Here is a 26,333-nt window from a genome sequence, read left to right as displayed (position 1 = left end):
TTGGATTAGCCGTGATACGTGAGCGCTAGAGCGGTGGCGAGGATGTTGACCATCGCGACCGGTAGAAGGAACTTCCAGCCGAAAGCCATGAGCTGGTCGTAGCGGAAGCGGGGCAGCGTGCCGCGCACCCAGATATAGAGCAAGAGGAACGAGAAGACTTTGGCGACAAACCAGAAGATGGAGAAGAGGGCGGTGCCGACGATGCCGGAGGCGACGTGGTCGAAGAGGTGGCCGAAGGGGCTGGAGGCGCCGCCGAGGAAGAGCAGGGTGGCGACGCAGGAGACGGTGATCATGTTGGCGTATTCGGCCATGAAGAACATGGCGAACTTCATGGAGGAGTACTCGGTGTGATAGCCGGCGACTAGCTCGGATTCGGCCTCGGAGAGATCGAAGGGCGAGCGGTTGGTCTCGGCGTAGGCGGCCATGAGATAGATGAAAAAGGCGATGAACTGGAATCCGCCAAAGACGTTCCAGGAGATGGCGCCGTGCGCGGACTGGGAGGCGACGATGTCGCGCAGGGAGAGCGACTGGGCGCGGAGAACTACTCCTACGAGCGAGAGGCCGAGAGCTAGTTCGTAGCTGATCATCTGGGCGGTGGAGCGCAGTGAGCCGAAGAGCGAGTACTTGCTGTTAGAGCTCCAGCCGGAGAGTGCGACGCCGTAGACGCCGATGCTGGTGACGCCGAGGATGACGAGCAGGCCGATGTTGAGGTTGGCGATCTGGAAGAGGTCGACGCCGTGGACCAGGGTGACTGCGCCGAAGGGAACGACGGCGATGGAGATGAGCGCGCAGCCGAGGGCGATGATGGGGGCGATGACGAAAAGGGGACGCTCGACGGCGAGCGGCATCATGTCTTCCTTGAGGAAGAGCTTGAGGCCGTCGACCAGGGGCTGCGCAAGGCCGAAGGGGCCGACGCGGGAGGGTCCCCAGCGGTTCTGGAGGCGGCCAAGAACTTTTCGTTCGAGCAGGACCGTGTACGCGACTGCCATCAGCGTGATCATCAGCACGATGGCGATCTTGACGATCGTGAGCAGAAGGAAGATTTCGAAGTTGTTCAGGTGGCTCATCGGATCGCTATCAATTCTCAGTCGGCGGAGGCCAGGTGGTCGGCTACTTCGGTGGATTGGTGGCGCTGGACGTCCTGGAGCATGGGCGAGTAGCGGGTGAGGGAGCCGGAGGTGAAGAGGGTGTCCGCGCTGGGAAGGACGAGGTCCTTGCGAGAGGTGGTGATCTGGACTAGGCCTGAGGCGGAAGGGGAAATGTGTTGATCGTTGCCACTGAGAAGTTGGAGGCGGAGGAGCTTGTCGTAGCCTGGGACGAGGCGCTGGATTTCGTCGAGGATGGCGAAGGGATCGAATGGGCTGGTCTTGGGCTCGAGGTTGTTGGCGGTCATCCAGACGCTGTGGCGATCGGCTTCGCCAGACTGCGCGCCGCGGGACTGGCCCATGTCGGAGCGGAGACCTTTGCCAAAGGGGACGAGGGTTTTGAGGTCGTGTCCCATGTGGCCGGCGAGGCGAACGATGAGCTCGAAGTCGGAGCGGGTGCCTGCTTTGTCGGCGGCTTTCGAGACGAGCTGGAGGTCGCCGTAGGAGTTGGTGACGGAGCCGGATTTCTCGTATAGGTTGGCGGCGGGGAAGACTACGTCGGCGAGTGCGGCGGTCTCGGTGAGGAAGAGATCCTGCACGATGAGGAAGGTGGATTTGAGCGTGACGGCGTCGATGCCGTAGCGCTTGACGGGGTTCGAGCCGACTACGTAGAGGGCCGAGAGGTTGCCGGCGGCTGCGGCGTCGAACATTGCGAGGAGGTCGAGGCCGGGAGTGTCTGCGGCGGCGTATTCGTTGGCGATGGTGCTGCCGGCGAGGGACTGGTAGCCGGGGAGCACGTCGGGAAGGAGGCCCATGTCGGAGGCGCCGCGGGAGTTGGCGTAGTCGGCGAGGAGAGCGAACTTGGCGTGGGGGAGGGCCTTGATGAGGCTGGCGAGTTCGCCGCCGCGAAGTTCGTTGCCTACGACCACGACTAGCTGCTCTTCGGCGTGGAGAGACTTGGCGAAGTCATTGTCGGCCTTGAGAGATTCGATGAAGGCTCCGTAGCCGAAAGGCGCGACCTGAACGAAAGCCTTGGCCTGGCGACGGAGCTTAATCCCTTCGTGATTGGCGATGTAGATGCGGGCGTTGTTGTGGCGGACGTTGGTGCGGATGTTCCAGGCAGTGAGTGGGGCCTGGTTGGTGGGATCGCCGCCTACGAGGAGGATGGCGGGGGATTTCTCGACGTCGTGCTGGGAGGCGAAGCGGCCGGTGGCGCCTTGGAGAGAAGTGGCGAGGGTAACGAAGTCGGCTGTGCGGTGGTGGTCGATGTTGTTGGTGCCGATGACGGTGCGGGCGAACTTCTGAAGGAGGTAGTTTTCCTCGTTGGTGGTGCGGTTGGAGCCGATGACGCCGATGCTGTTGGGGCCGCGGTCCTGGCGGAGGTCGCGGAGTTTGTTGCCGGCGAAGGTTAGGGCTTCGTCCCAGGAGACAGGTGTTAGCTTGCCATCCTTGCGGATGAGCGGGGAGGTGAGGCGCTCGATGTTGTTGGCGAAGTCGAAGGCGTAGCGACCTTTGTTGCAGAGGAAGTCGCCGTTCATGCCGGACTTGTCGCGGTTATCGCCGCGTACTATTTCGGAGCCGTCGGAGACGGAGCGAACGCCGAGGGTGGTCTTGCAGCCGTCGCCGCAGTGGGTGCAGACGGTGGCGGTGTGGTTCATCTCCCAGGGGCGGGTCTTGTAGCGGTAGGTGCCGGAGGTAAGCGCGCCTACGGGGCAGGCGTCGATGCACATGCCGCATTGTTCGCAGTCGAGCTGGGCTAGCTCGGTGCCGTTCTCGACTACGCCGGAGAGCTGCGCGGGGATGTTGGGGGCGATGACGGAGGAGCTGCCGCGGTTCTGGACGCCGAGGGCGAAGATGTCCATGCCTTCGCCGCACATGCGGACGCAGCGGTAGCAGAGGATGCAGCGGGGGCGGTCGAAGTAGACGACGGGCGACCACTTCTGCTCGTCGCGGTGATTCTTGGGCTCCGCGTAGAAACTGTCGGCGGCGCCGTACTTGAAGGTCATGTCCTGGAGTTCGCACTCGCCGCCAGCATCGCAGACGGGGCAGTCGAGGGGATGGTTGCCGAGCAGGAGTTGGAGAGTGGCCTTGCGGGCCTGGGCGATTTCGGGGGATTCGGTGGTGACATTCATGCCCTCGGCTACCGTTGTGGTGCAGGCGGTGGCGAGTTTGGGTTGCTTCTCGATGCGGACTACGCACATGCGGCAGGCGGCCTGGAGAGAGAGGCCAGGGTAGTAACAGAAGGCGGGAATCTCGATGCCGTGGGACTTGCAGGCTTCGATGAGGAGCGTGCCTGCGGGGGCGGTGAGGGTTTTTCCGTCTACGATGAAGGTTACGTCAGCCATTGTCTAGTGGGCTCCTGCGTGTTCGGGTTCGCCGACTGGTTGGATCTGGATGAGGGGGTTGGCTGGGCGGGCGCCGGCTAAGTAGTCCTCGAACTCGGAGCGGAACTTTTTGACGAAGCCTAGCGTGGGCATGGCGGCCGCGTCGCCGAGGGGGCAGAAGGTGCGGCCCATCATGTTGTCGGCGATGTACTGGATGTTGTCGATGTCTTTTTTCGTGCCGCCGCCGGCGTGGAAGCGGGTGAGGGTCTTCTTGATCCAGTCCGTGCCTTCGCGGCAGGGGATACACCAGCCGCAGGATTCGTGCTGGTAGAAGCGGATGGTGCGGAGGGCGAATTCTACGATGGAGACGGTTTCGTCGAGGACGACGATGCCGCCGGAGCCTAGCATGGTGCCGGCTTTGGCCATCTGGTCGAAGTCTAGGCCAATGTCGATTTCGTCGGCTTTGAGGATGGGGCAGGATGCGCCGCCGGGGACTACGGCCTTGAGCTGCTTGCCGTCCTTGATGCCGCCGGCTACGTCGTAGATGGCTTTTCTTAGCGAATACCCCATCGGAAGCTCATAGACTCCGGGGCGTTCTACGTGGCCCGAGATGCCGAAAAGGCGCGTGCCGCCGTTGCGTTCCGTGCCTAGCTTGGCGAAGGCTTCGCCACCCATGAGGAGGATGTGCGGGGCGTTCGCGATGGTTTCGGCGTTGTTGATGACGGTGGGGCCACCATAGAGGCCGACAACGGCGGGGAAGGGCGGCTTGATGCGAGGGATGCCGCGCTTGCCTTCGAGAGATTCCATGAGGGCGGACTCTTCGCCTACCTCGTAGGCGCCGGCGCCGGTCTGGGTGATGATGTCGAAGTCGACGCCTTCATTGCCGAAGATGTTTTTGCCGAGGAAGCCTTTTGCGTACGCGTCGGCTACTGCTTTTTCCACGATGTTGAGGAGGTAGCGGTACTCGCCGCGTAAGTAGATGAAGCCCATCTTCGAGCCGATGGCGAGGCCGGCGATGATGGTGCCTTCGATGACGGCGTGGGGGTCCTCGCGGAAGACCAGGTGATCTTTGCAGGTGCCGGGCTCGGATTCATCGCCGTTGACGAGGATGTATTTGGGCTTCTCGGAGACTTTGGGGACGAAGGACCACTTCATGCCGGTAGGGAAGCCGGCGCCGCCACGGCCGCGGAGGCCGGAGGCTTTCATGGTGTTGATGATCCACTCGGGGCCTTCGGCGATGGCTTTCTGGGTCGCCTTGTAGCCGTCTAGCTCGATGTACTTGTCGATGTCTGCGGCACCCAGGCCAAAGCGTTTGGAGAGGACCTTCACTTCATCGGGATGTGAGACGAGAGTTGGCATTCGTGATCCTGATCCTTACCGTGGAACTTCCAGTTTACGCGATTTCTTATGTGCTACTTGGGCTCTCGTGCGCGGTAGCTGTCGAGGACTGCGTCCATCTTTTCCGGGGTTAGGTCGTCGTGGAAGTCGTAGTTGACCTGAACGGCGGGTGCCCAGCAGCAGGCGCCGATGCACTCGACTTCTTCGAGCGAGAAGAGGCCGTCGGGGGTGGTTTCTTTGTGGCCGATGCCGAGGGTGTGCTTGCAGTGGTCGAGAAGCTCGAAGCCGCCGCGGAGCATGCAGGAGATGTTGGTGCAGACTTGCACGTTGTACTTGCCGGCTGGCACGGTGCGCAGCATGGAGTAATAGCTGAGGACGTTGCGGACGTCGAGTTCGAGGAGGTCGAGGCGTTGGGCGATCTCGGCGACTACCGGGTCTGAGACGTAGCCGATCTCGTCCTGCGCGTAGAGCAGCATGGGGACGAGGGCGGAGCGCTTGACGGGGTAGATGGTGGCTAGCTTGTCAAAGCGGGCGGCGGTGGTGGGGGTGAAGATCGAGTTGGGGATGGTGGCCATGGGAGTTGTCAGTTCTCAGTTGTCAGTTCTTCGATGTCAGGATTTCGCGGGCGAATTGTTCGGCGGCGATGTCCATCTCCTGCTCGGGTTGGTGGTCGATGGTGACGGTTCCGTTTTCGTTGAGGGTAAAGGGTGTGGGGGTTTCTCCGCTGTGTTGGAGGTCACTGGGGGTGAAGCGGAGCCAGCGGTCGTTGACGCGGAGGGTAATTTCGTTGGCACTCACCTCGACTACGGCGTGGTGGGTGCTGTTGAGTCCGTGGGCGGCTGCGTAGCTGCGAAGCAGGGAGGCCCAGGAGGTCCAGAGTTCGGTGTGGAGGCGATCATTCATCGTTGCCTCCATGCTAGCGATCGATGGCTCCGAGGACGATGTCGATGGAGCCGATTACTGCTACTACGTCGGCGATTAGGCGGCCTTTGCACATGGTTTCGAGGGCTTGGAGGTTGGCGAAGTCGGCGTTGCGCATGTGGACGCGGTAGGGCTTGGCGGTGCCGTCCGAGACTACGTAGTAGTTCATCATGCCGTGGGGCGCTTCGACCGAGCTGGTGGCTTCGCCGGCGGGGACCTGGAAGCCTTCGGTGACAATCTTGAAGTGGTGGATGAGCGACTCCATCTGGGTCTTCATCTGCTCGCGGTCGGGGAGCACGATCTTGGGTGCGTCGGCGTTGAGGCGGGTGTCGCGGAGGTTGGCGAGGAGGTCGAGGGCCTGGTGGCAGATGCTGACGGATTCGCGCATCTCCTGCATGCGGACGATGTAGCGGGCCCAGACGTCGCCGTCTTTGGAGGTGGGAACGTTGAACTTGAACTTGTCGTAGCCGGAGTACGGCATGTCGCGGCGAACGTCCCAGTCGATGCCCGAGGCGCGGAGGGGAGGACCTGTGACGCCGAGGGCGATGGCTTCTTCGCCGGAGAGAACGCCGACGCCTTTGAGTCGGCCCATCCAGATGGGGTTGGCGTTGAGCAGGCCTTCGTACTCCTCGATGTGCTTGGGGAAGGCGTTGAGGAATTTGCGGATGCGGTCGTAGATGTCGGCGGGCGGCTCGAGGGCTACGCCGCCGATGCGGATGTAGCTGGACATCATGCGCTGGCCGCTGATGGCCTCGAAGATGCGGAGGAGGTCTTCGCGCTCGCGGAAGCAGTAGAGAAAGACGGTGAGCGCGCCGATGTCCATGGCGTGCGTGCCGAGCCAGACGAGATGCGACTGGATGCGGGTGAGCTCGTTGAGCAGGACGCGGAGATACTGGGAGCGCTCGGGGATTTCGAGGCCGAGGAGCTTTTCGACCGCCAGGGCGTAGGCGGTGTTGTTGGTCATCGGACAGATGTAGTCGATGCGATCGGTGAGGGGCGTGACCTGGGAGTAGAACTTGGCCTCGGCGGTCTTCTCGATGCCGGTGTGGAGGTAGCCGATGTCGGGCGCGAGGGAGATGACGGTTTCGCCGTCTACTTCGAGTACGAGGCGAAGGACGCCGTGAGTCGACGGGTGCTGCGGGCCCATGTTGAGGACCATGGTCTGGGAGTCGACAGGATCGGAGCCGTGCGGGTGGTGGTGCGAGGTGGATTCTTCGACTACGTCTTCTACGCCGGGGATGATGAGGTCTTCGGCGTTGCGGAAGCCGGCGAGGGTGGCGCCGGTGGTGTCGGTGATGGGCGCTGAGTCGGCTTCAGGTGCGTTGTAGGCGGTTTGGCGGGGGTCTTCGAGAGTGGAGTTGCTCATTAGCGGTATCCCTCGACGGGGTAGTCCTTGCGGAGCGGGTGGCCATTCCAGTTGTCGGGCATCATGATACGGGTGAGGCGGGGGTGGCCGGGGAAGTGGATGCCGAAGAGGTCGAAGACTTCGCGCTCGTAGAAGTTGGCGGAGGGCCAGACGGAGGTGATGGAGTCGATGCGGGGATCGTCGCCGGAGACGCGGACGTTGATGCGGATGCGTTGCTTGAGGCCCATGCTGAGGATGGAGTAGGCGACCTGGAAGCGGGGCTCGGCTGGATACCAGTCGACGGCGGTTACGTCCTCGAAGAAGTTGTAGCCGGCGTCTTTGGCGGCCTGGGCGGCGGCGCGGATGTTCTCGGGGGCGATGGTGAGGGTGAGCTCTTTACGGTCCCACTTGGCGTCGGTGATGAGGTCTTTTAAGCCGAGGATGGCGACGTGGTCGGCGAGAGCTTCGGTGACGGCAGCTTTGCCGAAGATGGCGTCGGGGGTGGCGGGATTGGTGATGGGATCAGCCATAGGTTTCCTGAAGGCGCTCTGTTGGGGCTATAGGTCAGCTTTGTCGTTGGACCAGTTGAGGATGCCCTTCTTCCAGACGTAGAAGAGGCCGACAGCGACGAAGGCGAGGTAGACGAGCATCTCCCAGAAGCCGAACATGCGGGAGCCTGTGATGGCGGGAAGGCGACGGTAGATTACGGCCCAGGGAAGGACGAATACCGCCTCGACGTCGAACAGGATGAAGAGCATGGCGACCATGTAGAACTTGACGGAGAAGCGGCCGCGCGCGTCGCCGACGGGATCCATGCCGCACTCGTAAGGGCTGAGCTTGGTGCGGGAGCGTTTGTGCTTGCCGAGGAAGTAAGACGCGGCCACCATGAACGAGGCGACACCGACGGCTACGAGAATCTGAAGCACGAGCGGAAGGTACTGCCAAATGTAGGGATTCTGCGTCGACATGGCTAGTTTTGAGTGTAGGAGTGGCGCGGTCAAGGGTCAAGTTTGCGCGCGGTCATCGCACGTTTCGGGCGGGAAACGGACAGTGGGGGGATGGAAGGGGATTCGATCAGGAATCGGCGAGGGCCGCTACACAGCCGATGGAGAATTGGAGGCCTTTTGGAAGCGGGGCGTTGATGGTCATGCGCGCGGGGGGAGCGGTGGGGAAGAACTCGGCGAAGAGTTGATTGACGAGAGGGAAGTTAGCGAGGTCGGGAACGATGGCTGTGGTGTTCACTACAAGGTCGAGGCTGGAGCCGCCGGCGCGGAGGACAGTGTCGAGGTTGAGGAAGGCTTGGCGCATCTGCTGTTTGATGTCGGGGGAGGCCTGGCCGGTGGCGGCGTCGAGACCGGGCTGGCCGGAGACGAAGAGCAAGCCGCCGGCTTGGACGGCATGGGAGTAAGGGCCGATGGCGGGCATTCCGGGGACTTCAACGCAGACTTTGGTTGCCATGGAAGTGTCCTTTTCGGAGCGAGGATGGGTGTTCGGGGGTTACGGAAGATTTATAGCAGCGACGTGGCTTAGAAGAGCGAGGCGTACCAGGCGATGACGGGGGCGCCGAGGATGGCGGCGACCAGGCCTCCGATGGCGAGGAAGGCGCCGAGGGGGAGACGGGTGGTGGCGGTGACTCGTCGACGGGCGATGAGGGTAAGTGCGTAGGTGGCGCAGAGAACGAAGCCTAGGAAGATGGCGAAGGCGGCAAGCCAGAAGCCGAGGAATGCGGTGATCATCGCGACAAGCTTGATGTCGCCGAGGCCGAGACCTTCGCGATGGCGGAGTTGCTTGTACAGAAGACGGATGAGGAGGAGGAGGCCTGCGGCGACGGCGATGCCGAGGATTCGGCCGAGGACGAGGTGCTCGGAGCCGGTGAGGATGACGTTGCCGTTGTCGACGGCGCCGCCGACGCTGGTGAGTGGGTTGTGGCCGTGGAGGAGGAGATCGTACTGGTGGGGAGGGAGGTACGCGGCGCGGGCGCAGAGCAGGAGGAAGCCGATGAGGGTTCCGGTGAGGGTGAAGGCATCGGGGAGGGTGTGGGTTTGCCAGTCCATGACGAGGAGGCCGATGAGGAGGAAGCCGAGGATGGCTAGGGCGACGGCGTCGATGGTGGCAGCGGCGAAGGCGTTGGTGGATATGCCAGGTCTGAGCAGCGGAAAGGCGGTGCGGGCGGCGAAGGTGAGCCAGAGGGCGAAGGCGAGCTCGACTGCGGGATAACGCCAGGAGATGGGTTGCTGGCACTGGCGGCAGCGCGCGCGGAGAAGGATCCAGCTGACGAGCGGGATGTTGTCGTACCAGGCGACGGTGTGGAGGCAGTGGGGGCAGTGCGAACGCGGCTTGCTCAGGCTGCGATGGTCGGGCAGACGGGAGATGCAGACGTTGAGAAAGCTTCCGAAGAGCAGGCCGAGGAAAAAGGCGGGCAGCTCGAAGACGAGAGGTCCGGTGAACATGAGAGTTCAGTATAGGTGAGGCATGCCGTTGGATTGGAGATGTGCGCGCGTCAGAAGGGGAGCAGGAGGAGAGGGATGATGGTGCCCGCTATCAGAAGTACGGTGACGACCAGTCGGTTGCGCATGAATTTGTAGGACATGTAGATTCCGGTGAGGGTCGAGGTGAAGAGGCCGATGGCGACGAGAAGGAAAAAGATCTTCATCGGGAGATGAGACTTCTGTGGCGGCTCGGGGGATGGCTGCGGGGCGGAGGCGTCGGCATGCTTGTCGGGCTTAGGTACGACGTCGGCGGGGCGGGGTTTGCGGATGGGGACGGTGGTGGTTTGTTTCTTGTGGAGTTGGGCGAGGGTTGCGATCCAGGTGGGAGGCTTGTAGTCGCTGCCGCGCGTGGTCTCATGCAAGCTGAAGGTCTGGAGGGCGCCGGTGAAGGCGAAGAAGAGGATCGCGGGCGAAATGAAGATGCCAATGTAGAGATGGATCTGGCGAACGACTTTCAGGATTTTGTGAGAAGAGGTCATAAGAATAGGGATTAATTTTAGCCGGGGATGTGCGTGCGGCGCATGAATGCTTTGTTAGACGGGTCCGAGAGGCTAGAGTGGGGCAATGGAGTTTTTACGATGGCTGCGTAAGAGTTTTGAGCGGGTTGCGCCGCCGCTGGCTGGAATGCTGCCCTTGGTGGGTATCGTGTTGCTTGTGATTGCTGCTGGGTTTGCGGTGCGCTCGTGGATGTTTGCGCGGACGCGGGTGAGGGCTACGGCGACGATCACGGAGAATGTTTCGGGATTCGCAAAAGAGGGTGGAGTGGTGTACACGCCGCGATTTCGATTCCGATTGCCAGGCGGGGAGTTGGTGACGGTGCAGGCGGCGAGCGGGTCAGAGGAGGTGGAGTTTCCTGCGGGAGAGATCGTGCCGGTGCTGTATCGCGTCGGCGATCCGCAGGGCGCGATCATTGCAACTACGTGGCGGGCGTACGAGGGGGCGATCGTGTGGGGAGTGCTGGGAGTGTTGGTGTTTGATTTGGGGTGGGGGCTGCGGGTGATGTTGGGAAGGCATGCGGCGGTCGCGGGTTAGAGGTCAGCGAGTCTAGCGTTCATAATGCAGGCGGATTCCGAAGATGCCGGGGACGGGGCCACGATCTTTGTTGTAGGCGGGGTCGTCCACAAACTGGTAATCGACGGTACCGAAGAAGTACTTCGAAAACTTGTGATCGTAGTAGAGCTCCACGTTTTTTTCTGGACCGTAGTTCAGAGCGCCGTCACCGGTGAGGATGCCGATGCCGCCGGCAGCGTGATAATCCTGATTTGCCTTTGAAATGCCGCTGATGATGAAGGCTGCGCCGATGACGTCGTCGGGCTGCTTCCACTTCTCGCCTTTGATGCTGGTGCCAAAGGTTGCTGTCCAGTTTGTGTCGGTGAACTCGAAGCCGCTGTTCTGACCGGAGTTCCGGCCGATGCGGGAAAAGACACCGATGTTTTTGGTGATTTCCTGGTCTGCGTTGAGGCCGAGGCCCCAGGTGTTGCGCAGGGCGTGCGTGTCGTCGATACCACCGGTTACGCCGTTCGCGCTGGCGAGGAATGCTGCGGGCGTACCCCAGATGGCGAGGGTGGCTGGGTCGTTGGCGAGTGCGACGGCTGCTTTATAGCTGCCATTGTTTGAACGGTCGTCAAAGACGAGGAGGCGAACGGCTCCTGGATGAGAGGCGATGGCGTGACGGTGCTCGAGCTCGGTGACCATGCCCCAGTCGTAGAAGATTTTTCCGTCGCCGGATAGCGGCTCAGTGGGGAGCACGAGGTAGAGGCCTTCGGCGGTGAACTGATTGCGGTATTTCGACATCTGGAACCAGCCGTAGCGGAGCGTCCAGTTGGAGGTATTCGCCTCGATGGCGATGCCGGTGGTAAAGCCGAGCGCGTCTGCGGGGTAATCGTACGCGGCGTTGGCCATGAGAGCCCAGTTCATGAACTGCCCGCGGGGGTCGTTCGAATATTGGTTGTTGTCAAAGATGTCTTTGACGCTCATTCTTCCGATGGTGATGGTGATGCGATTCGTATCCTGCTTGCCGCGGAGGGTGAGCAGGTCGTCGTCGACGGATTGCTGGGGGCCTCCGAGATTGATTGTCGTCCGCGTGAAGAAGCGCGCGACGGCGAAGTGAGGGTAACGGACGCCGACCTTGAAGGCTTCGCCGTCGGGGAAGTCGCCAATACCGAACGTGTTGTTCACGCCATAGCCCTGCCAGAATAGGGCATCGACGTGGAACTCGGTGTTGGCGAATAAGCGGTAGCCGAAGTAGGCGTCGGCGGATTGCGTTTCGCGGGCCTGGCCTGCGGTGGGAAGGCTGCTTCCGGTGCCGTAGACGAGATAGGCCGGGTTCGAGTACTTGGCGCTGAAGGAGGAATACGCCATGCCGGTAAGGGTGTATTGCGCGTGGAGGTTATAGGTTTGCGGGGGCTTGTTGGACTCGTCGGTTGCCGACGGGGTGTTGTGTGCGGGGCTGGTTGCTGGCTCCTGCGCGGAGGGCGGGAGACTTTGCGTGCCTGCGGGAGGTGCTTGCTGGCTGGACTGCACGGGGATGCTGATGTCGGGGAGAAGATCTGCGGCGAGGTGCACGGAAGGTGCGTTCGGGAGGGAGGTTTGTGCAACTTGCGCGGAGGCCTGGAGGGGCTGCTGCGCTTGCATGTGGGGGGCGGCGAGCAGCGGGCAGAGGAACAGCGCGGCGAACGGGGGCGTGCGTGGGGAGAACATGAAGGGCTTCCTTATTCTTCATGGGGAGAAAGAATAGAGTGTGAATTTCAGTCTGCGAGGAATAGTATACCCCAGTAGGGTATAGGAGGAACAATGGAATTGGATCGCGAGCGGGTAAAGCTGGTGAACCGTGCGAAGAGAATCAACGGGCAGATGGAACGGGTGGAACGCAGCCTTACAGAGGAGCACGATTGCGCGAATGTGCTGATGCTTCTGGCTGCGGTGCGCGGCGGAATTGATGGGTTGATGGCAGAGGTGCTGGAGGATCATATTCGGCTGCACCTGATTGGACCGAAGTCGAAGGCGCTAACTCCCGAGCTGGGCGAAGAGCTGATCGACCTGGTGCGGGCATATATGAAGTAAGCGTCGCCGGAGGCGGGCGCTCGCTTGCGTTAGGTGCGCCTTGCTCCGACAACGACGAGCGCGATTCCGCCGACCAGGGCGATGCCGCTGAGGACGGGTGGGATGGGGACGGTGCTGGTTTGCTTGTGCTCGATGTCGATCGGGCCCACTTTGGCGTCCTGATGTTCGTGGGTGAAGCTGAAGCCTCCGACGGCGAAGCCGATGATGCCGAGGACGATGAGCAGAATGCCGATGATGGTGGCTGGTTTCATGGAGTGAGATTCTCCTAAGCGATTTGAATTCAGCAGGTGAGATGCAGATATGCACAGAGGGTTGGTTGGGGCCGTTGACTTGAGGGCGGGGGTAAGTTTAGTTTGAGTTTCAACACGGGAAAGGAGGATGGTCCAAACCTATGAAAATTGATTGTTCCAGTTATACAAAAACACGTGAGGTGACTGAGGCTTAGAGCATCCGTGCTCTAGACCTGGAGTGCGGGGAGCGTTGTAGATGCTTCCTGCGTGGGTTCAAACTCCGAGGCCCATCCGAGAACGGATGCCTCAAGTCAATCTCAACAGATCACTGCACTGGCGGCTCGCTCCTATTTTGGGGCGGGCCGTTTGTGTTTGGGGCTGGCGTAGGATTAAGGGCATGGATTCTTTGGTGATCGCAGGGCGGACGTTTGGGTCAAGGCTGATTGTTGGTACGGGAAAGTACAAGGATGGTGCGGAGACCAGGGCGGCGATTGAGGCGTCGGGCGCGGAGATGGTGACGGTGGCGGTCAGGCGGGTGGAGCTGGACCGAAGCAAAGAATCCCTTTTGGATTTTATTGATCCGAAGAAGTATTTTTTGCTGCCGAATACGGCGGGATGTTTTACCGCGGAGGAGGCGATTCGGGCGGCGCGGCTGGGGCGCGAGGTGGGGCTGTCGGACTGGGTGAAGATTGAGGTGATTGGCGATACGGCGACGCTGTATCCGGATGTTCAAGCGACGGTTGAAGCCACGCGCGTGCTGGTGAAGGAAGGCTTTACGGTGCTGCCGTACACGACGGATGACATTGTGTTTGCGAAGCGGCTGATCGATGTGGGAGCGGCTGCGGTGATGCCGCTCGGGGCGCCGATTGGGACGGGTTTGGGGATTGCGAATTCGTACACGCTGCGGATGATGCGCGAGCTGGTGACGGAGGTTCCGCTGATTGTAGATGCGGGGTTGGGGACGGCGAGCGATGCGGCGCTGGCTATGGAGATGGGGTTTGATGGCGTGCTGTTGAATACAGCGATGGCGGCGGCGAAGAATCCGGTGCTGATGTCGAGTGCGATGAAGAAGGGAGTGGAGGCGGGGCGAGAGGCGTTTCTGGCGGGGCGGATGGGGAAGAAGTTGTATGCGACGGCTAGCTCGCCGTTGGAGGGGATCTCGCGGTGAGGCCACTAAAGCGCGCTTTGTACTTCTGCGCGTTTGCTTGCCTGGTGGGTGTTGGGGTGTGCGTGTTTCAGTACATGAGTATGCCGAATCTGACTGGCGAAGCCATTGAGGCCGTGGACAATCACGATCGCTCGGCGGGGGACGATGTGGAGGCGGCCAGGGAGCAGATGCCGGAGGCGGAAGGGTACCTCAAGGGCGGGGGTTTATTTCTGTTCGGATTTGGGGCGTCGATGATGCTTGCGCGGCGCGTGCGGTAGGGTTCGTTTGCGGCGGCTCGCTCGCTTCGTCAGGATGACAGAGTTTTGGGTGGGGAGAGCGGTCGCGCGTTGCCCACCTTAGGCGCAAGTAACGCGCCGAAGATGGGGCACCCGAATTTTGGGTGGGGTTAGTCGAGGGTGTACATGGCTAGGCCGCTTAGGAGTTTGGGGTAGAAGTCGGTGGACTTTTGGGGCATGACTTCGAGGTTTAGGGAGATGTCGCGCATCTGGTCGAGGGTTACTGGCTTGAGGAGGAAGGCTACGTCGGCGTTGCCGGAGCCTACTTGTTGCAGGGCTTCGGAGGCTTCGCGGAGGTAGCGGATGTTGCCCCCGGTGCGCACGGTTTCTTCATTGAGGTTGAGAAGTTCCTCGAGGATCACTTTGTGAAGTTGCGTTACGTCTAGTTGCTGCTGGCGCTTGGGGAGGCCGGCCAGTAACGGGACGATGGCTTCGGGTTTCGGAGACAGGAGAAAATCTCCGTCCCGTGTTGCCGCGATGAAGGCTACGCCCTTGGTGTCGTTGAGTTGCTTGAGCAGGGCGTCGGGGCCGGGGTAGTGGCCGCTGGGCGTCGCGTGGATTTCGGTGACGTGGAAGTACTGCTCTGCCTTGGTGGCGAACTCGCGGCCGTGGAAGCCGATGAGGTTGAAGGCTACGCGGTGGGTGGGGAGGATGGTGATGCCGGGGGCGTCGATGTTGACGAAGGTCATCATCATGGCCTGTTCGGGGAAGGCTGGTTGGGGGAGCGTTTTGCCGGGCGCTATGGGTACGTCGACGGGGTTGGCGTTGGGGTCGATGCCTAGCTGGGCGGCGCGCTCTTGCATGTAGGTGGTGGAGGTTTCGTAGCGGTGGTGGCCGTCGGCGATGAGGAGCCACTTGTCGGACATGGCGTCGAGAACTTTTTGGATGATGTCGGGGTCGGCGAGTTTCCAGAGGCGATGGATTACGTCGTACTCGTCCGTGATCTCGACGTCGGGGGCGCGCATGGCGGCGGGTTTTTGTTGGCCTTCGGTGTCGAAGAGCAGGTGGTCGACCTTGGATTCGGGGTCGGAGTAGAGCATGTAGATCTGTTCGCAGTAGGCGCGGGTGGCCTTGAAGAGGGCGAGGCGGTCGGACTTGTGCTTGGGGAAGGTCTGTTCGTGGCGGTAGACGACCTTGTCGGCGTAATCGTGGAGCTGGCCGAGGGCGATGAAGCCTCGGCGTTCGCGGACTTCCGATGTGCCCGGGACCGTGTAGGTCTGGGAGTAGATGTAGAGGGCGGGCTCTGTCTCTTCTTTGAGGATGCCTTCCTGGCGGAACTCCGCGAGGGTGGAGGCGGCGCGGGTGTAGACGTTGTCGGCGTCGGTGTCGGCGGGGAGGTGCTTGCCGAGGATGACGCGGATAAGGTTGTGGGGGCTGGCAGCGTAGTAGGCATCCTGCATGGCCGGGGTGATCTTGTCGTAGGGCTGGGTGACGACGTCGGTGAGGTTGACGCGGGTGGGGTCGTAACGGAGAGCGCGGAAGGGATACAGGCGAGCCATTCGATGATTGTAATGTCGGGTGCGGGCTGGTCCTGACGGCAAGGGTCGGAATGGTGGTAAGGGGCACCCCCCCACCCCCCTCTCGGTATGACTTGCGGCCTAAAGTGCTCTCGTCAAATGGGTTAGGAGGTAAAGTATCCCTCGGGTATGGGGGTCTTTCTGATCTAAGTCTTTGTATTCAGGTTGGTTATGGGTCAAAGTATCTTCCCATGCGGGTTTTGAGCGTGGTGGGAGTCGTGATCCCGTCGTGTGTGGTTGCGTTTCCCTGGCTTGGCTTGGGAGGAATGCTTTGAGTGTGTGGGCTAGTTCTAGTTTAGGCCTTTGGTGAGGGTAACTATGCCAAGTTGTGGAGAGGGGAATCGGCAATGGGCATGGGGGGTTTGTGGGGTTTGGTGGTTGGTGGGGGGTTGACATGCGGTTTTTGGGTTGTTTTGGAAGGTGATTTTGGGAATTTATTTTTGGGGTGTGTCTGGGGGAAAGAAGAAGCAGATTCCCAGAGGGAATGACAGAAAGAAAGGCAAGGGAAGGGCAAGATCAAGGGCAACAGCAACAGCAAATACAGGGGTCTCTCCACTCCGCATCACAAAAGAAAGGGCGTGATGCTGCGGTCGAGATGACGGGGCATGGGTAAGCGGGGGAAGCAGGTTCCTCGCTGCGCTCGGAATGACAATTTCTTTCAGAAATTGTCAAAGAACGGCAACGGCAACGGCAACGGCGGGTGCGAGGGCGGAAGGATATCCTCCGCTTGCAGTGAAGGAGATCACCGGGGGGTGGTTGTCGTAGACTGGGGCGCATGTTGCTGGAACGGGTTGTGGAAGCGGATTATGCGGACGTGGTGGCGTTGGCGAACCTGGCGTATCGGGGAACCGGGAGGCAGGAGGGTGAGGCTGCCAGTTGGAATATTGAGGCGGGGTTGGTCGAGGGGCCGCGGCTGACGGAGGCTACGCTGCGAGAGGATTTGGTCGAGAAGCCGGAGTTGCTGGTATGGCGGGATGAGCCGGGTGGGCCGCTGATGGGGACGGTTTGGATGCAGCCTCGGGAAGATGGGGTTTGGTATTTGGGGTTGCTTACCGTGCGGCCGGATGTGCAGGATCGGAAGCTGGGGAGGACGCTGCTGGCGGCGGCGGAGGACTATGCGAAGGAGCGAGGCGGGCGGCGGATTACGATGACGGTGCTGTCGGGGCGGGAAGTGCTAATGGGGTGGTATGAGCGGCGGGGGTATCGGAAGACCGGGGCGACGCAGCCGTATCCGTATGGGGATGGGCGGCTTGGGCGACCGCTGCGCGATGATCTGCACTTTGTAGTGATGGAGAAGTCCATCGGGGAATCCTGCGCGGACGGCGAGTAGCTTCGCGTGGCGGTGGAACGGGCGGCGTCAACTCATGACGACGAGGGTGTCAGGTATGGGACGCGGCGACCAATGCGCTTTCAGTTGGGACGCTGCTGGCATCCTGTCGGCGGAGCAAGAGTGCGGCGCCTGCGCACCAGATGAACCAGGCTGCGAAGAGCGATCTCTGGACGAGCCCGTAGATTGGTTTTACGTGGGCCCAGACTGTTCCGTAGCGGTGGAAGACGGTGAAGTTGATGGCGATGGTGAACCAGACGATGGCAAAGAATATCCAGGAGAAGCGAACGAGGGATTTTGTCTGCGGATCCCTGCGCCACGAGAGAGCCAGGAATATCGGTGCCTGGTAGCCAATCGTTTCGAGCATACCGAAGACGTTATGCAGGGGATGAGGATAGGCGAAGATGCCGATGCCAATGCAGGGCACGGCCATGAAGCCGATGATCCAGGCGGCGAGGGGCGAGTGTCCGCGGCGCCGGGAGAGGCTGCCGACCGCTGATGCGAAGACGAGGAGCAAGGCGCCGACGCAACAGAGCATGACCGAAAAGGGAAGCCTTGCCGGCGAGCCAACTTCGCCGATCTCGCTGACTGTCTGGCGGACCTGGCTGTAACCGGGGATCATCAGGGGCAGGCTGACGATGCCTACGGCGAAAATCACAGCGGCGGCTGGACCGAACAAGAGCCGTTTAGAAATTGTCATCAGCAGTCCTCGTGATTGAAGGTGCTTGTCCGATGGTGTGGCGGGCGACGAAGGTAGCGAGGCCGCTTGCGATGAGGAGGCGGTCGCCGGACATGGTGGCTCCTTGGGAAAGTTGGGGCCAGTATAGTGGATGGGCGTCGAGGTTGAGAGTGATTTTTGTGGGCGGCTCAGTGTGGGCGCCGGGAGGTGCGGAGGCGGCGGAGGCTCCAGAGGTCTTCGGGGCGGCCGATGATGAGGACTACGAAGCAGAGGGCGAGGATGGACCAGTTGAGTGAGGCGCCCCAGTACATCCAGAAGGCTGCGTGGGGGCCGGGATAGCCTCCTGAGAGCCACATGGCGAGCATGAGGGAGAGGCCGAAAAGGCTGGCGACACGCGAGAGAACGCCGAGTAGGAGCGAGATGCCAATAAGGAGTTCGCCATAGGCTACGAGGAAGGCCATGAGGGTGGCGGCGTGGGCGAGGATGGCCTGGAGGAGCGGCACCATGAAGGGGTATGCGCCGGAATGAATGAAGTCGCGGAGGGTTGCTTCGAAGCCGCCGTGCAGCGTGAACTCGGTGCCGAAGACTTTGTATTTGCCGAAGACGATGAAGAAGAGGCCAACTACGATTCGTAGGACGGTGAGGGCGACGGTGTTGCTGTGGGTGTTCGTGGGGGTTGAAGGCTGCATCGCTGGAGTGTAACGGCAAAGGCCGCTCGATAGGAACCGAGCGGCCTTTGCTTGCTTGGAGAGCGGGTTAGAGGAAGAGGGGGGCCAGGACGAGGGTGATGGTGGCCAGGAGTTTGATGAGGACGTGGAGGGAGGGGCCGGCGGTGTCCTTGAAGGGATCGCCTACGGTGTCGCCTACTACGGCTGCCTTGTGGGCGTCGGATTTTTTACCGCCGTACTTGCCGGTTTCGATCCACTTCTTGGCGTTGTCCCATGCGCCGCCGCCGTTGTTCATCAGCATGGCTAGGAGGACGCCGGCGATGGTGCCGACCATGAGGAGGCCGGCTACTGCGGTGGCTCCGCCCAGGTTGACGGGGATGCCGTTGATGGTGGGGACTGTCGAGAGGCCGCCTGCCGTGTTGATGGTGGTGGCGTAGACGGAGCTGAAGTTGCGGAAGATGAGGCCGACCGCTACTGGGAGGCCTACGGCGAGGATGCCGGGGAGGACCATCTCTTTGAGGGCTGCGCCGGTTACGATGCTGACGCAGCGGGCGTAGTCGGGTTTGGAGGTGCCGGCCATGATGCCGGGGTTTTCGCGGAACTGGTCGCGGACATCTTTGACGACCATTTGCGCGGTGCGGCCTACGGCTTTGATCGCCATCGACGAGAAGAGGTAGACGAGCATTGCGCCTAGCATCGCTCCGGCGAAGACTGGGATCTCGGCTAGATTGACGTTGGTGAAAGACCAGCCTGCGGGCATGAAGCCTGCAGGACCGGCGGCGGTGACGCGGGCGGTGACGATGGACTTGATCTCTTCGAGATAGGCAGAGAAGAGGAGGAAGGCCGCTAGTGAGGCGGAGCCGACCGCGTAACCCTTGGTGAGGGCCTTGGTGGTGTTGCCGGCGCTGTCGAGCTTGTCGGTGCGGTCGCGGACGGAGTCGGGTTGGGCGGACATTTCGATGATGCCGCCGGCGTTGTCGGTGATGGGGCCGAAGGTGTCCATGGCAAGGATGTAGGCGGCGCAGGAGAGCATGCCCATGGTCGCGATGGCCGTGCCGTAGATGCCTTTGACGTAGTTGGAGATGCCGGGGAGGTCTACGCCTGCGAGGCCTTTGACTCCGAAGTAGTAGGAGAGGAGTAGGGCCGAGCAGATGACGACTACTGGCATCGCGGGAGTTTCCATGCCTACGGCTAGACCGCTGATGATGTTGGTGGCAGGGCCGGTGAGGGAGGCTTCGGCGATGGACTGGACGGGGCGGTAGCGGGACTCGGTGTAATACTGCGTGATCCAAACGAAGAGGAATGCGGTGACCAGGCCGATGACGCCGCAGAGAAAGAGGTAGCCGGGCTGGACGCCGGGACCGTCGAGCATCTTGTAGACGATGCCCCCGAAGCCGGCGAGGGCGAGGATGGAGGTGACGTAGAAGCCGCGGTTGAGCGCGCGCATGGGGTCTTCGTTGTCGGTGGTTTTGACGACGGCGACGCCAATGATGGAGGCGACGAGATTGATGGCGTGGACCATCAGGGGGAAGAGAATGCCCTTGATGCCGAAGACGGGGTAGAGGGCGGCGCCGAGGATCATGGCGCCTACGTTTTCTGCGGCGGTGGACTCGAAGATGTCCGCGCCACGGCCGGCGCAGTCGCCTACGTTGTCACCAACGAGGTCGGCGATGACGGCGGGATTGCGAGGATCGTCTTCGGGGATGCCGGCTTCTACTTTGCCGACGAGGTCGGCGCCCACGTCGGCGGCCTTGGTGTAGATGCCGCCGCCTAGCTGGGCGAAGAGGGCGACGAGGGAGGCTCCGAAGCCGAAGCCTACTAGCTCGTAGACTACGTGCTGGGGATTGTTGAGGCCGCCGAAGGAGAGGAAGAGGACTGCAATGCCGATGAGAGCGAGAGCCACGACGACGAGGCCCGTGACGGCACCGCCACGGAGGGCGGATTGGAGCGCTCCGTTGAGGGAGTTACGCGCGGCAGCGGCGGTACGGATGTTCGCTCGGATCGAAACGTACATGCCGGTGAAGCCAGCGAGGCCGGAGCAAATGGCGCCAACCAGGAAGCTGATGACGGTCGGGATGGCGACGGCGCGGGTGCTCGGAGAGAAGTAATAGCCGAGGAAGATGACGATGGCTAGAACGACGGCCATGATGCCGATGGAGCGGTACTGGCGGGAGAGGAAGGCTTCGGCGCCTTCGCGAATGGCGTCGGAGATAAGGCGCATGTCGGGGGAGCCGGTGTCGCCGGCTAGAACGACGCGGGCGAGGATGAAGGCTGCGATGAGGGCGAGGACGCCGACGCCGAGGGCGATCCAAAGCCAGATGGTGTCACTCCCCTGGACGGCGGCGGGGGCACTTGATTGCATGGCATTTGAGCTGTCTTGGAAGCTGAGAACCAGTGTTGCGAGCACGCCTAAGTTCATGAAAAAGATTCCTCTTAATTCTTCTCGGGAAATGGTGGAGCAAATAGCAGAAGCAAAAACACGCGGTTTGGCGAATGGGCGAATTAGAGCATACGCGGATAGGACGGTCAATGAAAGGACGCAGGTCACGGAGGGCCTGCTAAGAGTCGTGGGGAAGCGCGCAGGGGTGGGAGTGTGGCGTAAATTGAAGGAGCGACGGTCACCGGCTCGGGTTCTTCAAGGAAGATGACTGGTGTCGCGAGGGGGACTATGCAGGATCGCTGTAGAACATGGGTCTGGATCGCAGGAATCAGCTTAGTGGCCGGAGTCCTTGCGACTGGAGGCCTGCGGGCTGCTGCGCAGACGCCGGCAGATAACGACACGCCTCCGCAAAACCCGACAGGTCAGAGCGCGGTGATGCAGAAGCGGCCACCGAACCCGTTAACGCAGGACTCGGATCCAGTGCCGAGCCCGGATCCGCAGAACGCGATTCCAGGGCAGACGCCTGTGTTGGGGCAGGCGCAGGCGCAAGGGGATGAGATTACCAAGGAGAATGGACGGTTTACGCTGCGCGCCAACGCGTTCGAGGTGCGGCTGGACGCGTCGGTGTTTGATAGCAGCGACCACGAGGTGGACTCGCTGCCGGAGAGCGCATTCAAGATCTACGAGGATGGAACGCTGCAGAAGATTGTGGGCTTTCGACACGAGGACCTGCCGATATCGCTGGGGATATTGATTGATAGCTCAGGGTCGATGTATGACAAGCGGCCGTCCGTGGATGCGGCTGCGCTCAACCTGGTGAAGCTGTCGAATCCAAAGGACGAGGCGTTCGTGGTGGACTTCAACTCGGAACCGTATATCGACCAGGATTTTACGAGCAGCATCGCGAAACTGCAGCAGGGTTTGGCCTACATGAAGGCCGGCGGAGGGACGGCGCTGTATGACGCGGTGATTGCGTCGGCTGATTATCTTTCGAAGAATGCGAAGCAAACCAAGCAGGTGTTGCTGATTGTGACGGATGGAGACGATAACTCCTCGAATGCGTCGCTCGAGGAGGCGATCCAACGGGTGCAGGCTCTTGATGGGCCGTCGATTTATTGCATTGGGCTGTTGTTTGGGGGAGATCTGAACCACAAGGATTCCAAGCACTCGCGGGAGGTGTTGACGCAACTGTCCGATGAGACGGGCGGGCAGGCTTACTTCCCGAAGTCCTTGAAAGAGGTGGATGGGATTGCGCAGCAGGTCGCGCAGGATATTCGGTCCCAGTACATGATTGAGTACCACTCGACAAAGCCAATGTCGGTGCCTGGGTATCGGACGATTCACGTGGAGGCGTCGGAGAAGGGATACCACGGGTTGCGGGTACGGACGAAGGCAGGGTATTTCCCGAAGTTGGGGGGACAGGGAACGGGGGCGGGTTCGAACTAGAGTGGGGTAAGTGCGATAGTCTTTTGGGGCGGAGCGCGTTGGCCGCACGAGTGGATTTGTAGAGACGATGCGTACTGGAAATAATGTGACGGAGCTGGTGGGGCATACGCCGATGGTGCGTATCAACCGGCTGGTGGGTAGTGGCGACGCGGAGCTTTGGGCGAAGCTGGAGACGATGAATCCGGGCGGGAGCATTAAGGACCGCGCGGCACTGGGGATTGTGCTGGATGCGGAGCGGCGCGGGGTGTTGAAGCCCGGCGACACGATCTGCGAGGCGACGGCCGGGAATACCGGTGTGGGGCTCGCGCTGATCGGTGTGCAGCGTGGGTACAAGGTGAAGATTTTTATTCCAGAGGGGTTTGCCGAGGAGAAGTGCATCCTGATGCGGGGGCTGGGCGCGGATGTGGTGCGGACTCCGGAGAGTGAGGCGCTGGCGGGCGCCATTAAGCGGACGCTGGCGTTCGAGGACGCGACGCCGGGAGCGTTTGCGGCGATGCAGTTTGAGAATCCTGCGAACCCGGACTTTCACGAGCAGACGACGGCCGTGGAGATTCTCGAACAGATGGACGGGCGGATCGATGCGGCGGTGATTGGCGTGGGGTCTGCCGGAACGTTTACTGGGATTGCGCGGGCGTTCAAGAAGAAGTTGGGGAACGTGTTGATGGTGGCCGTCGAGGCGCAGGGAAGCGTGCTGCAGGGTGGGGTTCCGGGGCCGCACCGAGTGGAGGGGATTGGGGTGGCGGAGATTCCTGCGACGTTTGACGCGAGCGTATGCGACCGGGTGATCATGGTGAGCGATGACGATGCGTTTGCGACTGTGCTGCGGATGGCGCGCGAGGAAGGCGTGATGGGGGGATCGAGTTCGGGCGCGAATATGTTTGCGGCGATTGCGGTGACCAAGGAGCTGGGCGCGGGGAAGCGGGTGGTGACGATTGTGCCGGACTCCGCGGAGAGGTATTTGTCGAAGGGGGTGCTGGGTTGAGGAAGGGTTGTTAGTTGTCAGTTCTCAGTTGAGCGAAAACTGAGAACTGACAACTGAGAACTAACAACCCGCATCAGGAGGTGCCTTCCGATGGGCGCAGGGGACGGATTTGGGCATATTGTCATAGAGCAAGGGTAGGATGCAGGTGCGCGGAATGATGGCAGTGAGGGAGAGGTACGGATGATTGATTATTCGAAGCTGGAGTTCGCGACGATCAACGATGTGTTTGAGCGGATGAGCCATCAGGGCGAGACGCCGGTGGCGATGTGGAAGAGCGGCAGCGAGTGGAAAGAGGTTTCGTCGCAGCAGATGTATGGGCGGGTGCGGGCGCTGGTTGGGTTGCTGCAGCAGTGGGGAATCAAACGCGGAGATCGCGTTGGTCTGGTCAGCGAGAACCGCTGGGAGTGGCCGGTGGTGGACTTCGCGGTGCTCGCGATGGGCGGGGTGGATGTGCCGCTGTATGACACGCTGACGCCGGAGCAGATGGGCTACATTCTGCGCGATGCCGGTGTGCGGGCGGTGATTGTTTCGAACAAACTGCAGTACAAGAAGTTGGTAGCGGCGGGGGAGATTCCTACGCTCGAGTTTGTGGGGGTGCTCGATGAAGGGGAGTTTGATGGGGCGACGAGTTTGGGGGAGGTGTTCAAGGGCGCGCCGGAGCTCGAGGGAATTGATGCGGGGTTTGACGCGCTGTTGAAGGAGACGAAACCGGAGGAGCTGGCGACGATTGTGTATACGTCGGGGACGACGGGTGATCCGAAGGGCGTGATGTTGACGCATCGGAATTTGGCGGACAACCTGCGGTACTCGACGGTGGGGCTGAGGATTGGGCCTGGCGATGTAACGATTTCGTTTCTACCGCTGAGCCACTCGCTGGCTCGGCACCTGGGGTATGCGATCTATGGGCACGGGGGTAAGATTGCGTACCTCGCGAAGTTCGACGATTTGAGGGGCGCGATGCAGGCGGTAAAGCCGCAGATTTTTCTGGCGGTGCCGCGAGTGTACGAGAAGATTCGGCAGGGGACGGAAGCGAAGTCGACTGGATTCAAGAAGAAGATTTTGTATTGGGCGATGAGGCAGGGAAAGAAGCATCGCAAGGAGTTGATGGCGGGGAAGACGCCGTCGTCGCCGCTTTGGAAGCTGGCGGACAAGCTGGTGTACTCGAAGCTGAAAGAGGCGTTTGGGGGTAAGGCGAACATTTATGTTTCCGGAGGGGCGCCGCTGGGGATGGATTCGGCGGAATGGTTTCTGGATATGGGGATCAGGATCTTCGAGGGGTATGGGCTGACCGAGACGTCGCCGGTGATCTCGCGGAACACGTACGACGGATACCGGATCGGGACGGTGGGGATGGTTATTCCGAACCTTGAGCTTCGCATGGCGGAGGATGGAGAGATTGAAGTGCGCGGGACGACCGTTTTCTCAGGCTACTGGCAGAGGGAAGAGGCGAGCAAGAGCGAGTTCACTGCGGATGGGTGGTTCAAGACTGGCGATATTGGGAAGTATGAGGATGGGTTTCTTTCGATTACGGATCGGAAGAAGGAGCTGATCAAGACCAGCAGCGGGAAGTATATTGCGCCGCAGCCGATTGAAGGGAAATTGAAGGCCGATGAGCTTGTGGGCAATGCGGCGGTGATTGGGGACTCGCGCAAGTTTGCGGCTGTGCTGATCTCGCCGGACTTTCAGGCGCTGGGGCGTTGGGCAGGCGAGCATGGTGTGACGACGAAGGATCCTAAGGAGCTGGTGAAGGATCCGAAGGTGAAGGCGCAGTACGACAGCATCGTGAAGAAGGTGAATGCGGAGCTGCAGGATCACGAGCGGATAAAGAAGGTGGGCGTGATGCCGGAGGAGTGGAGCATCGAGGGTGGGGAGTTGACGCCGAGCATGAAGCTGAAGCGACGGGTGATCTTTGACCGGTATAAGGATCGGATCGATGCGCTATATGGCGGTGAGTGACGGGTGCTGTTGCGACGGGAGTGCATTGCTGAGACTATGAGGCGATGGACGCATCCAATCGGGCAATGACTTATTTGAAGCGAGCAGAGAAGCAGGGTGGGAAGTTTTTGAATCCCGTGCCCACGGATGTGGGCGGGCTGCGCATCGTGTTCAAGGTGCTGCCGCTGTATTTGAACAATCCTGCGCAGGTGGAACCGAAGCGGCCGCTAGGGCCGTTCAAGACGGATGCTAGCTTGTATGCGACTGCGGCGGCGAGTGGGTTGCGGGTGACGTGGTTTGGGCACTCGGCTTCACTGATTGAGATCGACGGAATGCGGGTGCTGGTGGATCCGGTGTGGGAACGGGCGAGCCCGTTTGGGTTCATGGGGCCGAAGCGGTTCTTTGAGCCGACCATTGCGTTGCAGGCGCTGCCAAAGATCGATGTGGTGCTGATCTCGCATGATCACTATGACCATCTTGGCGCGAAGACGGTGCGGCAGTTGGCGGAGGCACCGGGTGTGGCGGGGGCTCGGTGGGTGACGTCGTTGGGCGTGGGAAAGAGGCTGCGCGGGTTTGGTGTTCCGGCGGAAAAGATTACGGAGCTTGATTGGACGGAGAGCGTGGAGGTTGGGACGTTGAAGGTGACGTCGTGGCCTGCAAGACACTTTTCGGGGCGAGGATTGTTGGATAGGTTTTCGACGCTGTGGGGTTCGTTTGTGATCGAGGGGCCGCGGCATCGGGTGTACTTCGGCGCGGACTCGGGTTGGTGGGAAGGGTATGGGCAGATAGCAGCGCAGTATGATGGGTTTGATTTGACGATGTTGGAGATTGGTGCGTTTCATCCGCTGTGGGCGGCGATTCATCTGGGGCCGGATAATGCGGCGAAGGCCTTCGAGGTGATGATGCAGAACGGCGGTGGGGCGCGGGGTGGGTTGTTGATGCCGATTCACTGGGGGCTGTTTAACCTGGCGCTGCATGCTTGGAAGCAGCCGGTGGAGCGGATGGTGGAGATCGCGGACGAGAAGGGGATTAAGTTGTGGCTGCCAAAGCCGGGAGCGCCGACCGAGGTGGTTGGCGGGACGGAGTTGCGGTCGGGGTGGTGGGAGCGCGCGGAGTAGCGGCGCTTAGGTGGACCGTAGATTCCCAATGGGAATGAGAGAA

26 protein-coding genes are annotated in these 26,333 nt (G+C 61.2%); 9 read left to right on the top strand and 17 right to left on the bottom strand.

Annotated elements, in window-relative coordinates; translation table 11 throughout:
* Positions 1-5: 5 nt before the first annotated feature.
* The 11 genes from nuoH to GSQ80_RS02085 all read right to left on the bottom strand — a co-directional run bounded on the left by nuoH (position 6) and on the right by GSQ80_RS02085 (position 9,981).
* Positions 6-1,067, bottom strand: coding sequence for an NADH-quinone oxidoreductase subunit NuoH (gene nuoH, locus GSQ80_RS02135; protein ID WP_158785859.1), 1,062 nt, complete (start codon positions 1,065-1,067; stop codon positions 6-8).
* Between the two features lie 17 nt (positions 1,068-1,084).
* Positions 1,085-3,430: a molybdopterin-dependent oxidoreductase gene (locus GSQ80_RS02130; RefSeq protein WP_158785858.1), complete on the bottom strand. Its 2,346-nt coding sequence runs from the start codon at positions 3,428-3,430 to the stop codon at positions 1,085-1,087.
* 3 nt (positions 3,431-3,433) lie between these two features.
* Positions 3,434-4,768 carry an NADH-quinone oxidoreductase subunit NuoF gene (nuoF, locus tag GSQ80_RS02125; RefSeq protein WP_158785857.1) on the bottom strand — a complete coding sequence of 445 codons (1,335 nt, stop codon included), beginning with the start codon at positions 4,766-4,768 and terminating at the stop codon, positions 3,434-3,436.
* A gap of 53 nt (positions 4,769-4,821) precedes the next feature.
* A complete protein-coding gene (gene nuoE / locus GSQ80_RS02120) occupies positions 4,822-5,322 on the bottom strand; it encodes an NAD(P)H-dependent oxidoreductase subunit E (protein WP_158785856.1) in 501 nt (166 codons plus the stop codon).
* 22 nt (positions 5,323-5,344) lie between these two features.
* A complete protein-coding gene (locus GSQ80_RS02115) occupies positions 5,345-5,650 on the bottom strand; it encodes a transcriptional regulator (protein WP_158785855.1) in 306 nt (101 codons plus the stop codon).
* A 13-nt stretch (positions 5,651-5,663) separates the two neighbouring features.
* Positions 5,664-6,827, bottom strand: coding sequence for an NADH dehydrogenase (quinone) subunit D (nuoD, locus tag GSQ80_RS02110; protein WP_174241299.1), 1,164 nt, complete (start codon positions 6,825-6,827; stop codon positions 5,664-5,666).
* A gap of 206 nt (positions 6,828-7,033) precedes the next feature.
* Positions 7,034-7,543, bottom strand: coding sequence for an NADH-quinone oxidoreductase subunit C (locus GSQ80_RS02105; protein WP_158785853.1), 510 nt, complete (start codon positions 7,541-7,543; stop codon positions 7,034-7,036).
* Positions 7,544-7,570: 27 nt separating this feature from the next.
* Positions 7,571-7,981, bottom strand: coding sequence for an NADH-quinone oxidoreductase subunit A (locus GSQ80_RS02100; RefSeq protein WP_158785852.1), 411 nt, complete (start codon positions 7,979-7,981; stop codon positions 7,571-7,573).
* Between the two features lie 106 nt (positions 7,982-8,087).
* Positions 8,088-8,471, bottom strand: coding sequence for a RidA family protein (locus GSQ80_RS02095; RefSeq protein WP_158785851.1), 384 nt, complete (start codon positions 8,469-8,471; stop codon positions 8,088-8,090).
* A 68-nt stretch (positions 8,472-8,539) separates the two neighbouring features.
* The gene (locus GSQ80_RS23600) at positions 8,540-9,463 is read right to left on the bottom strand and encodes an A24 family peptidase (RefSeq protein WP_158785850.1); all 924 of its coding nucleotides are present in this window, start codon (positions 9,461-9,463) and stop codon (positions 8,540-8,542) included.
* 50 nt (positions 9,464-9,513) lie between these two features.
* Complete coding sequence (locus GSQ80_RS02085) at positions 9,514-9,981, bottom strand: PepSY domain-containing protein (protein ID WP_158785849.1); 468 nt, start codon at positions 9,979-9,981, stop codon at positions 9,514-9,516.
* Positions 9,982-10,066: 85 nt separating this feature from the next.
* Between GSQ80_RS02085 and GSQ80_RS02080 the strand changes: the two genes are divergently transcribed.
* Positions 10,067-10,534: a DUF3592 domain-containing protein gene (locus GSQ80_RS02080; RefSeq protein ID WP_158785848.1), complete on the top strand. Its 468-nt coding sequence runs from the start codon at positions 10,067-10,069 to the stop codon at positions 10,532-10,534.
* Between the two features lie 12 nt (positions 10,535-10,546).
* Here the strand turns inward: GSQ80_RS02080 and GSQ80_RS02075 are convergent, their stop codons facing one another.
* Complete coding sequence (locus GSQ80_RS02075) at positions 10,547-12,202, bottom strand: carbohydrate porin (RefSeq protein WP_158785847.1); 1,656 nt, start codon at positions 12,200-12,202, stop codon at positions 10,547-10,549.
* A 93-nt stretch (positions 12,203-12,295) separates the two neighbouring features.
* Between GSQ80_RS02075 and GSQ80_RS02070 the strand changes: the two genes are divergently transcribed.
* Positions 12,296-12,565: a metal/formaldehyde-sensitive transcriptional repressor gene (locus GSQ80_RS02070; protein WP_158785846.1), complete on the top strand. Its 270-nt coding sequence runs from the start codon at positions 12,296-12,298 to the stop codon at positions 12,563-12,565.
* Between the two features lie 29 nt (positions 12,566-12,594).
* Here GSQ80_RS02070 and GSQ80_RS02065 read toward each other — a convergent pair whose 3' ends face one another.
* The gene (locus GSQ80_RS02065; protein ID WP_158785845.1) at positions 12,595-12,816 is read right to left on the bottom strand and encodes a DUF3185 domain-containing protein; all 222 of its coding nucleotides are present in this window, start codon (positions 12,814-12,816) and stop codon (positions 12,595-12,597) included.
* Positions 12,817-13,192: 376 nt separating this feature from the next.
* Here GSQ80_RS02065 and GSQ80_RS02060 point away from each other — a divergent pair, with 376 nt between their 5' ends.
* Together GSQ80_RS02060 and GSQ80_RS02055 are read left to right on the top strand one after the other, a co-directional pair.
* Entirely contained in the window at positions 13,193-13,963 is a 771-nt protein-coding gene (locus GSQ80_RS02060; protein ID WP_158785844.1) for a thiazole synthase, read from the top strand.
* Positions 13,960-14,220, top strand: a complete 261-nt coding sequence (locus GSQ80_RS02055; RefSeq protein ID WP_158785843.1) for a hypothetical protein — start codon at positions 13,960-13,962, stop codon at positions 14,218-14,220. The genes GSQ80_RS02060 and GSQ80_RS02055 overlap by 4 nt, the downstream gene beginning before the upstream one ends.
* 128 nt (positions 14,221-14,348) lie before the next feature.
* Here the strand turns inward: GSQ80_RS02055 and GSQ80_RS02050 are convergent, their stop codons facing one another.
* Positions 14,349-15,737 carry a DUF1015 domain-containing protein gene (locus GSQ80_RS02050; protein WP_158785842.1) on the bottom strand — a complete coding sequence of 463 codons (1,389 nt, stop codon included), beginning with the start codon at positions 15,735-15,737 and terminating at the stop codon, positions 14,349-14,351.
* A gap of 793 nt (positions 15,738-16,530) precedes the next feature.
* On the opposite strand from GSQ80_RS02050, the gene GSQ80_RS02045 reads away from it, so the two are divergent.
* Positions 16,531-17,085, top strand: coding sequence for an N-acetyltransferase (locus GSQ80_RS02045; RefSeq protein WP_158785841.1), 555 nt, complete (start codon positions 16,531-16,533; stop codon positions 17,083-17,085).
* Between the two features lie 49 nt (positions 17,086-17,134).
* On the opposite strand, the gene GSQ80_RS02040 is transcribed toward GSQ80_RS02045, so the two are convergent.
* The 3 genes from GSQ80_RS02040 to GSQ80_RS02030 form a co-directional block, all read right to left on the bottom strand.
* Positions 17,135-17,782 (bottom strand): DUF998 domain-containing protein, encoded by a 648-nt coding sequence (locus GSQ80_RS02040; protein WP_158785840.1) that lies wholly within the window; start codon positions 17,780-17,782, stop codon positions 17,135-17,137.
* A gap of 167 nt (positions 17,783-17,949) precedes the next feature.
* Positions 17,950-18,450: a DoxX family membrane protein gene (locus GSQ80_RS02035; RefSeq protein ID WP_158785839.1), complete on the bottom strand. Its 501-nt coding sequence runs from the start codon at positions 18,448-18,450 to the stop codon at positions 17,950-17,952.
* A gap of 67 nt (positions 18,451-18,517) precedes the next feature.
* Positions 18,518-20,848, bottom strand: a complete 2,331-nt coding sequence (locus tag GSQ80_RS02030; RefSeq protein WP_254059393.1) for a sodium-translocating pyrophosphatase — start codon at positions 20,846-20,848, stop codon at positions 18,518-18,520.
* Positions 20,849-21,145: 297 nt separating this feature from the next.
* On the opposite strand from GSQ80_RS02030, the gene GSQ80_RS02025 reads away from it, so the two are divergent.
* The 4 genes from GSQ80_RS02025 (at position 21,146) to GSQ80_RS02010 (ending at position 26,290) form a co-directional block, all read left to right on the top strand.
* Complete coding sequence (locus tag GSQ80_RS02025; RefSeq protein ID WP_254059392.1) at positions 21,146-22,255, top strand: VWA domain-containing protein; 1,110 nt, start codon at positions 21,146-21,148, stop codon at positions 22,253-22,255.
* Between the two features lie 67 nt (positions 22,256-22,322).
* Positions 22,323-23,237, top strand: a complete 915-nt coding sequence (locus GSQ80_RS02020) for a PLP-dependent cysteine synthase family protein (protein WP_158785837.1) — start codon at positions 22,323-22,325, stop codon at positions 23,235-23,237.
* A gap of 180 nt (positions 23,238-23,417) precedes the next feature.
* On the top strand, positions 23,418-25,193 hold the full coding sequence (locus GSQ80_RS02015) for a long-chain fatty acid--CoA ligase (protein WP_158785836.1): 1,776 nt from the start codon (positions 23,418-23,420) through the stop codon (positions 25,191-25,193).
* Between the two features lie 44 nt (positions 25,194-25,237).
* Positions 25,238-26,290: an MBL fold metallo-hydrolase gene (locus GSQ80_RS02010; RefSeq protein WP_254059391.1), complete on the top strand. Its 1,053-nt coding sequence runs from the start codon at positions 25,238-25,240 to the stop codon at positions 26,288-26,290.
* Positions 26,291-26,333 lie beyond the last annotated feature (43 nt).

Source organism: Granulicella sp. L46 (assembly GCF_009765785.1).
Lineage (GTDB): Bacteria > Acidobacteriota > Terriglobia > Terriglobales > Acidobacteriaceae > Granulicella.
Note: the sequence above shows the minus strand (reverse complement) of the source record. Positions and strands in the feature narration are given on the sequence as shown.

Bases quoted from the DNA above. Each gene is read 5' to 3' on its own strand.
- GSQ80_RS02085 (WP_158785849.1), bottom strand. From the start codon at position 9,981: ATGACCTCTTCTCACAAAATCCTGAAAGTCGTTCGCCAGATCCATCTC.
- GSQ80_RS02075 (WP_158785847.1), bottom strand. From the start codon at position 12,202: ATGTTCTCCCCACGCACGCCCCCGTTCGCCGCGCTGTTCCTCTGCCCG.
- GSQ80_RS02045 (WP_158785841.1), top strand. From the start codon at position 16,531: ATGTTGCTGGAACGGGTTGTGGAAGCGGATTATGCGGACGTGGTGGCG.
- GSQ80_RS02130 (WP_158785858.1), bottom strand. From the start codon at position 3,430: ATGGCTGACGTAACCTTCATCGTAGACGGAAAAACCCTCACCGCCCCC.
- GSQ80_RS23600 (WP_158785850.1), bottom strand. From the start codon at position 9,463: ATGTTCACCGGACCTCTCGTCTTCGAGCTGCCCGCCTTTTTCCTCGGC.
- nuoE (WP_158785856.1), bottom strand. From the start codon at position 5,322: ATGGCCACCATCCCCAACTCGATCTTCACCCCCACCACCGCCGCCCGC.
- GSQ80_RS02065 (WP_158785845.1), bottom strand. From the start codon at position 12,816: ATGAAACCAGCCACCATCATCGGCATTCTGCTCATCGTCCTCGGCATC.
- GSQ80_RS02115 (WP_158785855.1), bottom strand. From the start codon at position 5,650: ATGAATGATCGCCTCCACACCGAACTCTGGACCTCCTGGGCCTCCCTG.
- nuoH (WP_158785859.1), bottom strand. From the start codon at position 1,067: ATGAGCCACCTGAACAACTTCGAAATCTTCCTTCTGCTCACGATCGTC.
- GSQ80_RS02095 (WP_158785851.1), bottom strand. From the start codon at position 8,471: ATGGCAACCAAAGTCTGCGTTGAAGTCCCCGGAATGCCCGCCATCGGC.
- GSQ80_RS02030 (WP_254059393.1), bottom strand. From the start codon at position 20,848: ATGAACTTAGGCGTGCTCGCAACACTGGTTCTCAGCTTCCAAGACAGC.
- GSQ80_RS02070 (WP_158785846.1), top strand. From the start codon at position 12,296: ATGGAATTGGATCGCGAGCGGGTAAAGCTGGTGAACCGTGCGAAGAGA.
- GSQ80_RS02060 (WP_158785844.1), top strand. From the start codon at position 13,193: ATGGATTCTTTGGTGATCGCAGGGCGGACGTTTGGGTCAAGGCTGATT.
- GSQ80_RS02015 (WP_158785836.1), top strand. From the start codon at position 23,418: ATGATTGATTATTCGAAGCTGGAGTTCGCGACGATCAACGATGTGTTT.
- nuoF (WP_158785857.1), bottom strand. From the start codon at position 4,768: ATGCCAACTCTCGTCTCACATCCCGATGAAGTGAAGGTCCTCTCCAAA.
- GSQ80_RS02100 (WP_158785852.1), bottom strand. From the start codon at position 7,981: ATGTCGACGCAGAATCCCTACATTTGGCAGTACCTTCCGCTCGTGCTT.
- GSQ80_RS02035 (WP_158785839.1), bottom strand. From the start codon at position 18,450: ATGCAGCCTTCAACCCCCACGAACACCCACAGCAACACCGTCGCCCTC.
- GSQ80_RS02010 (WP_254059391.1), top strand. From the start codon at position 25,238: ATGGACGCATCCAATCGGGCAATGACTTATTTGAAGCGAGCAGAGAAG.
- nuoD (WP_174241299.1), bottom strand. From the start codon at position 6,827: ATGGTCCTCAACATGGGCCCGCAGCACCCGTCGACTCACGGCGTCCTT.
- GSQ80_RS02050 (WP_158785842.1), bottom strand. From the start codon at position 15,737: ATGGCTCGCCTGTATCCCTTCCGCGCTCTCCGTTACGACCCCACCCGC.
- GSQ80_RS02105 (WP_158785853.1), bottom strand. From the start codon at position 7,543: ATGGCTGATCCCATCACCAATCCCGCCACCCCCGACGCCATCTTCGGC.
- GSQ80_RS02080 (WP_158785848.1), top strand. From the start codon at position 10,067: ATGGAGTTTTTACGATGGCTGCGTAAGAGTTTTGAGCGGGTTGCGCCG.
- GSQ80_RS02040 (WP_158785840.1), bottom strand. From the start codon at position 17,782: ATGACAATTTCTAAACGGCTCTTGTTCGGTCCAGCCGCCGCTGTGATT.
- GSQ80_RS02020 (WP_158785837.1), top strand. From the start codon at position 22,323: ATGCGTACTGGAAATAATGTGACGGAGCTGGTGGGGCATACGCCGATG.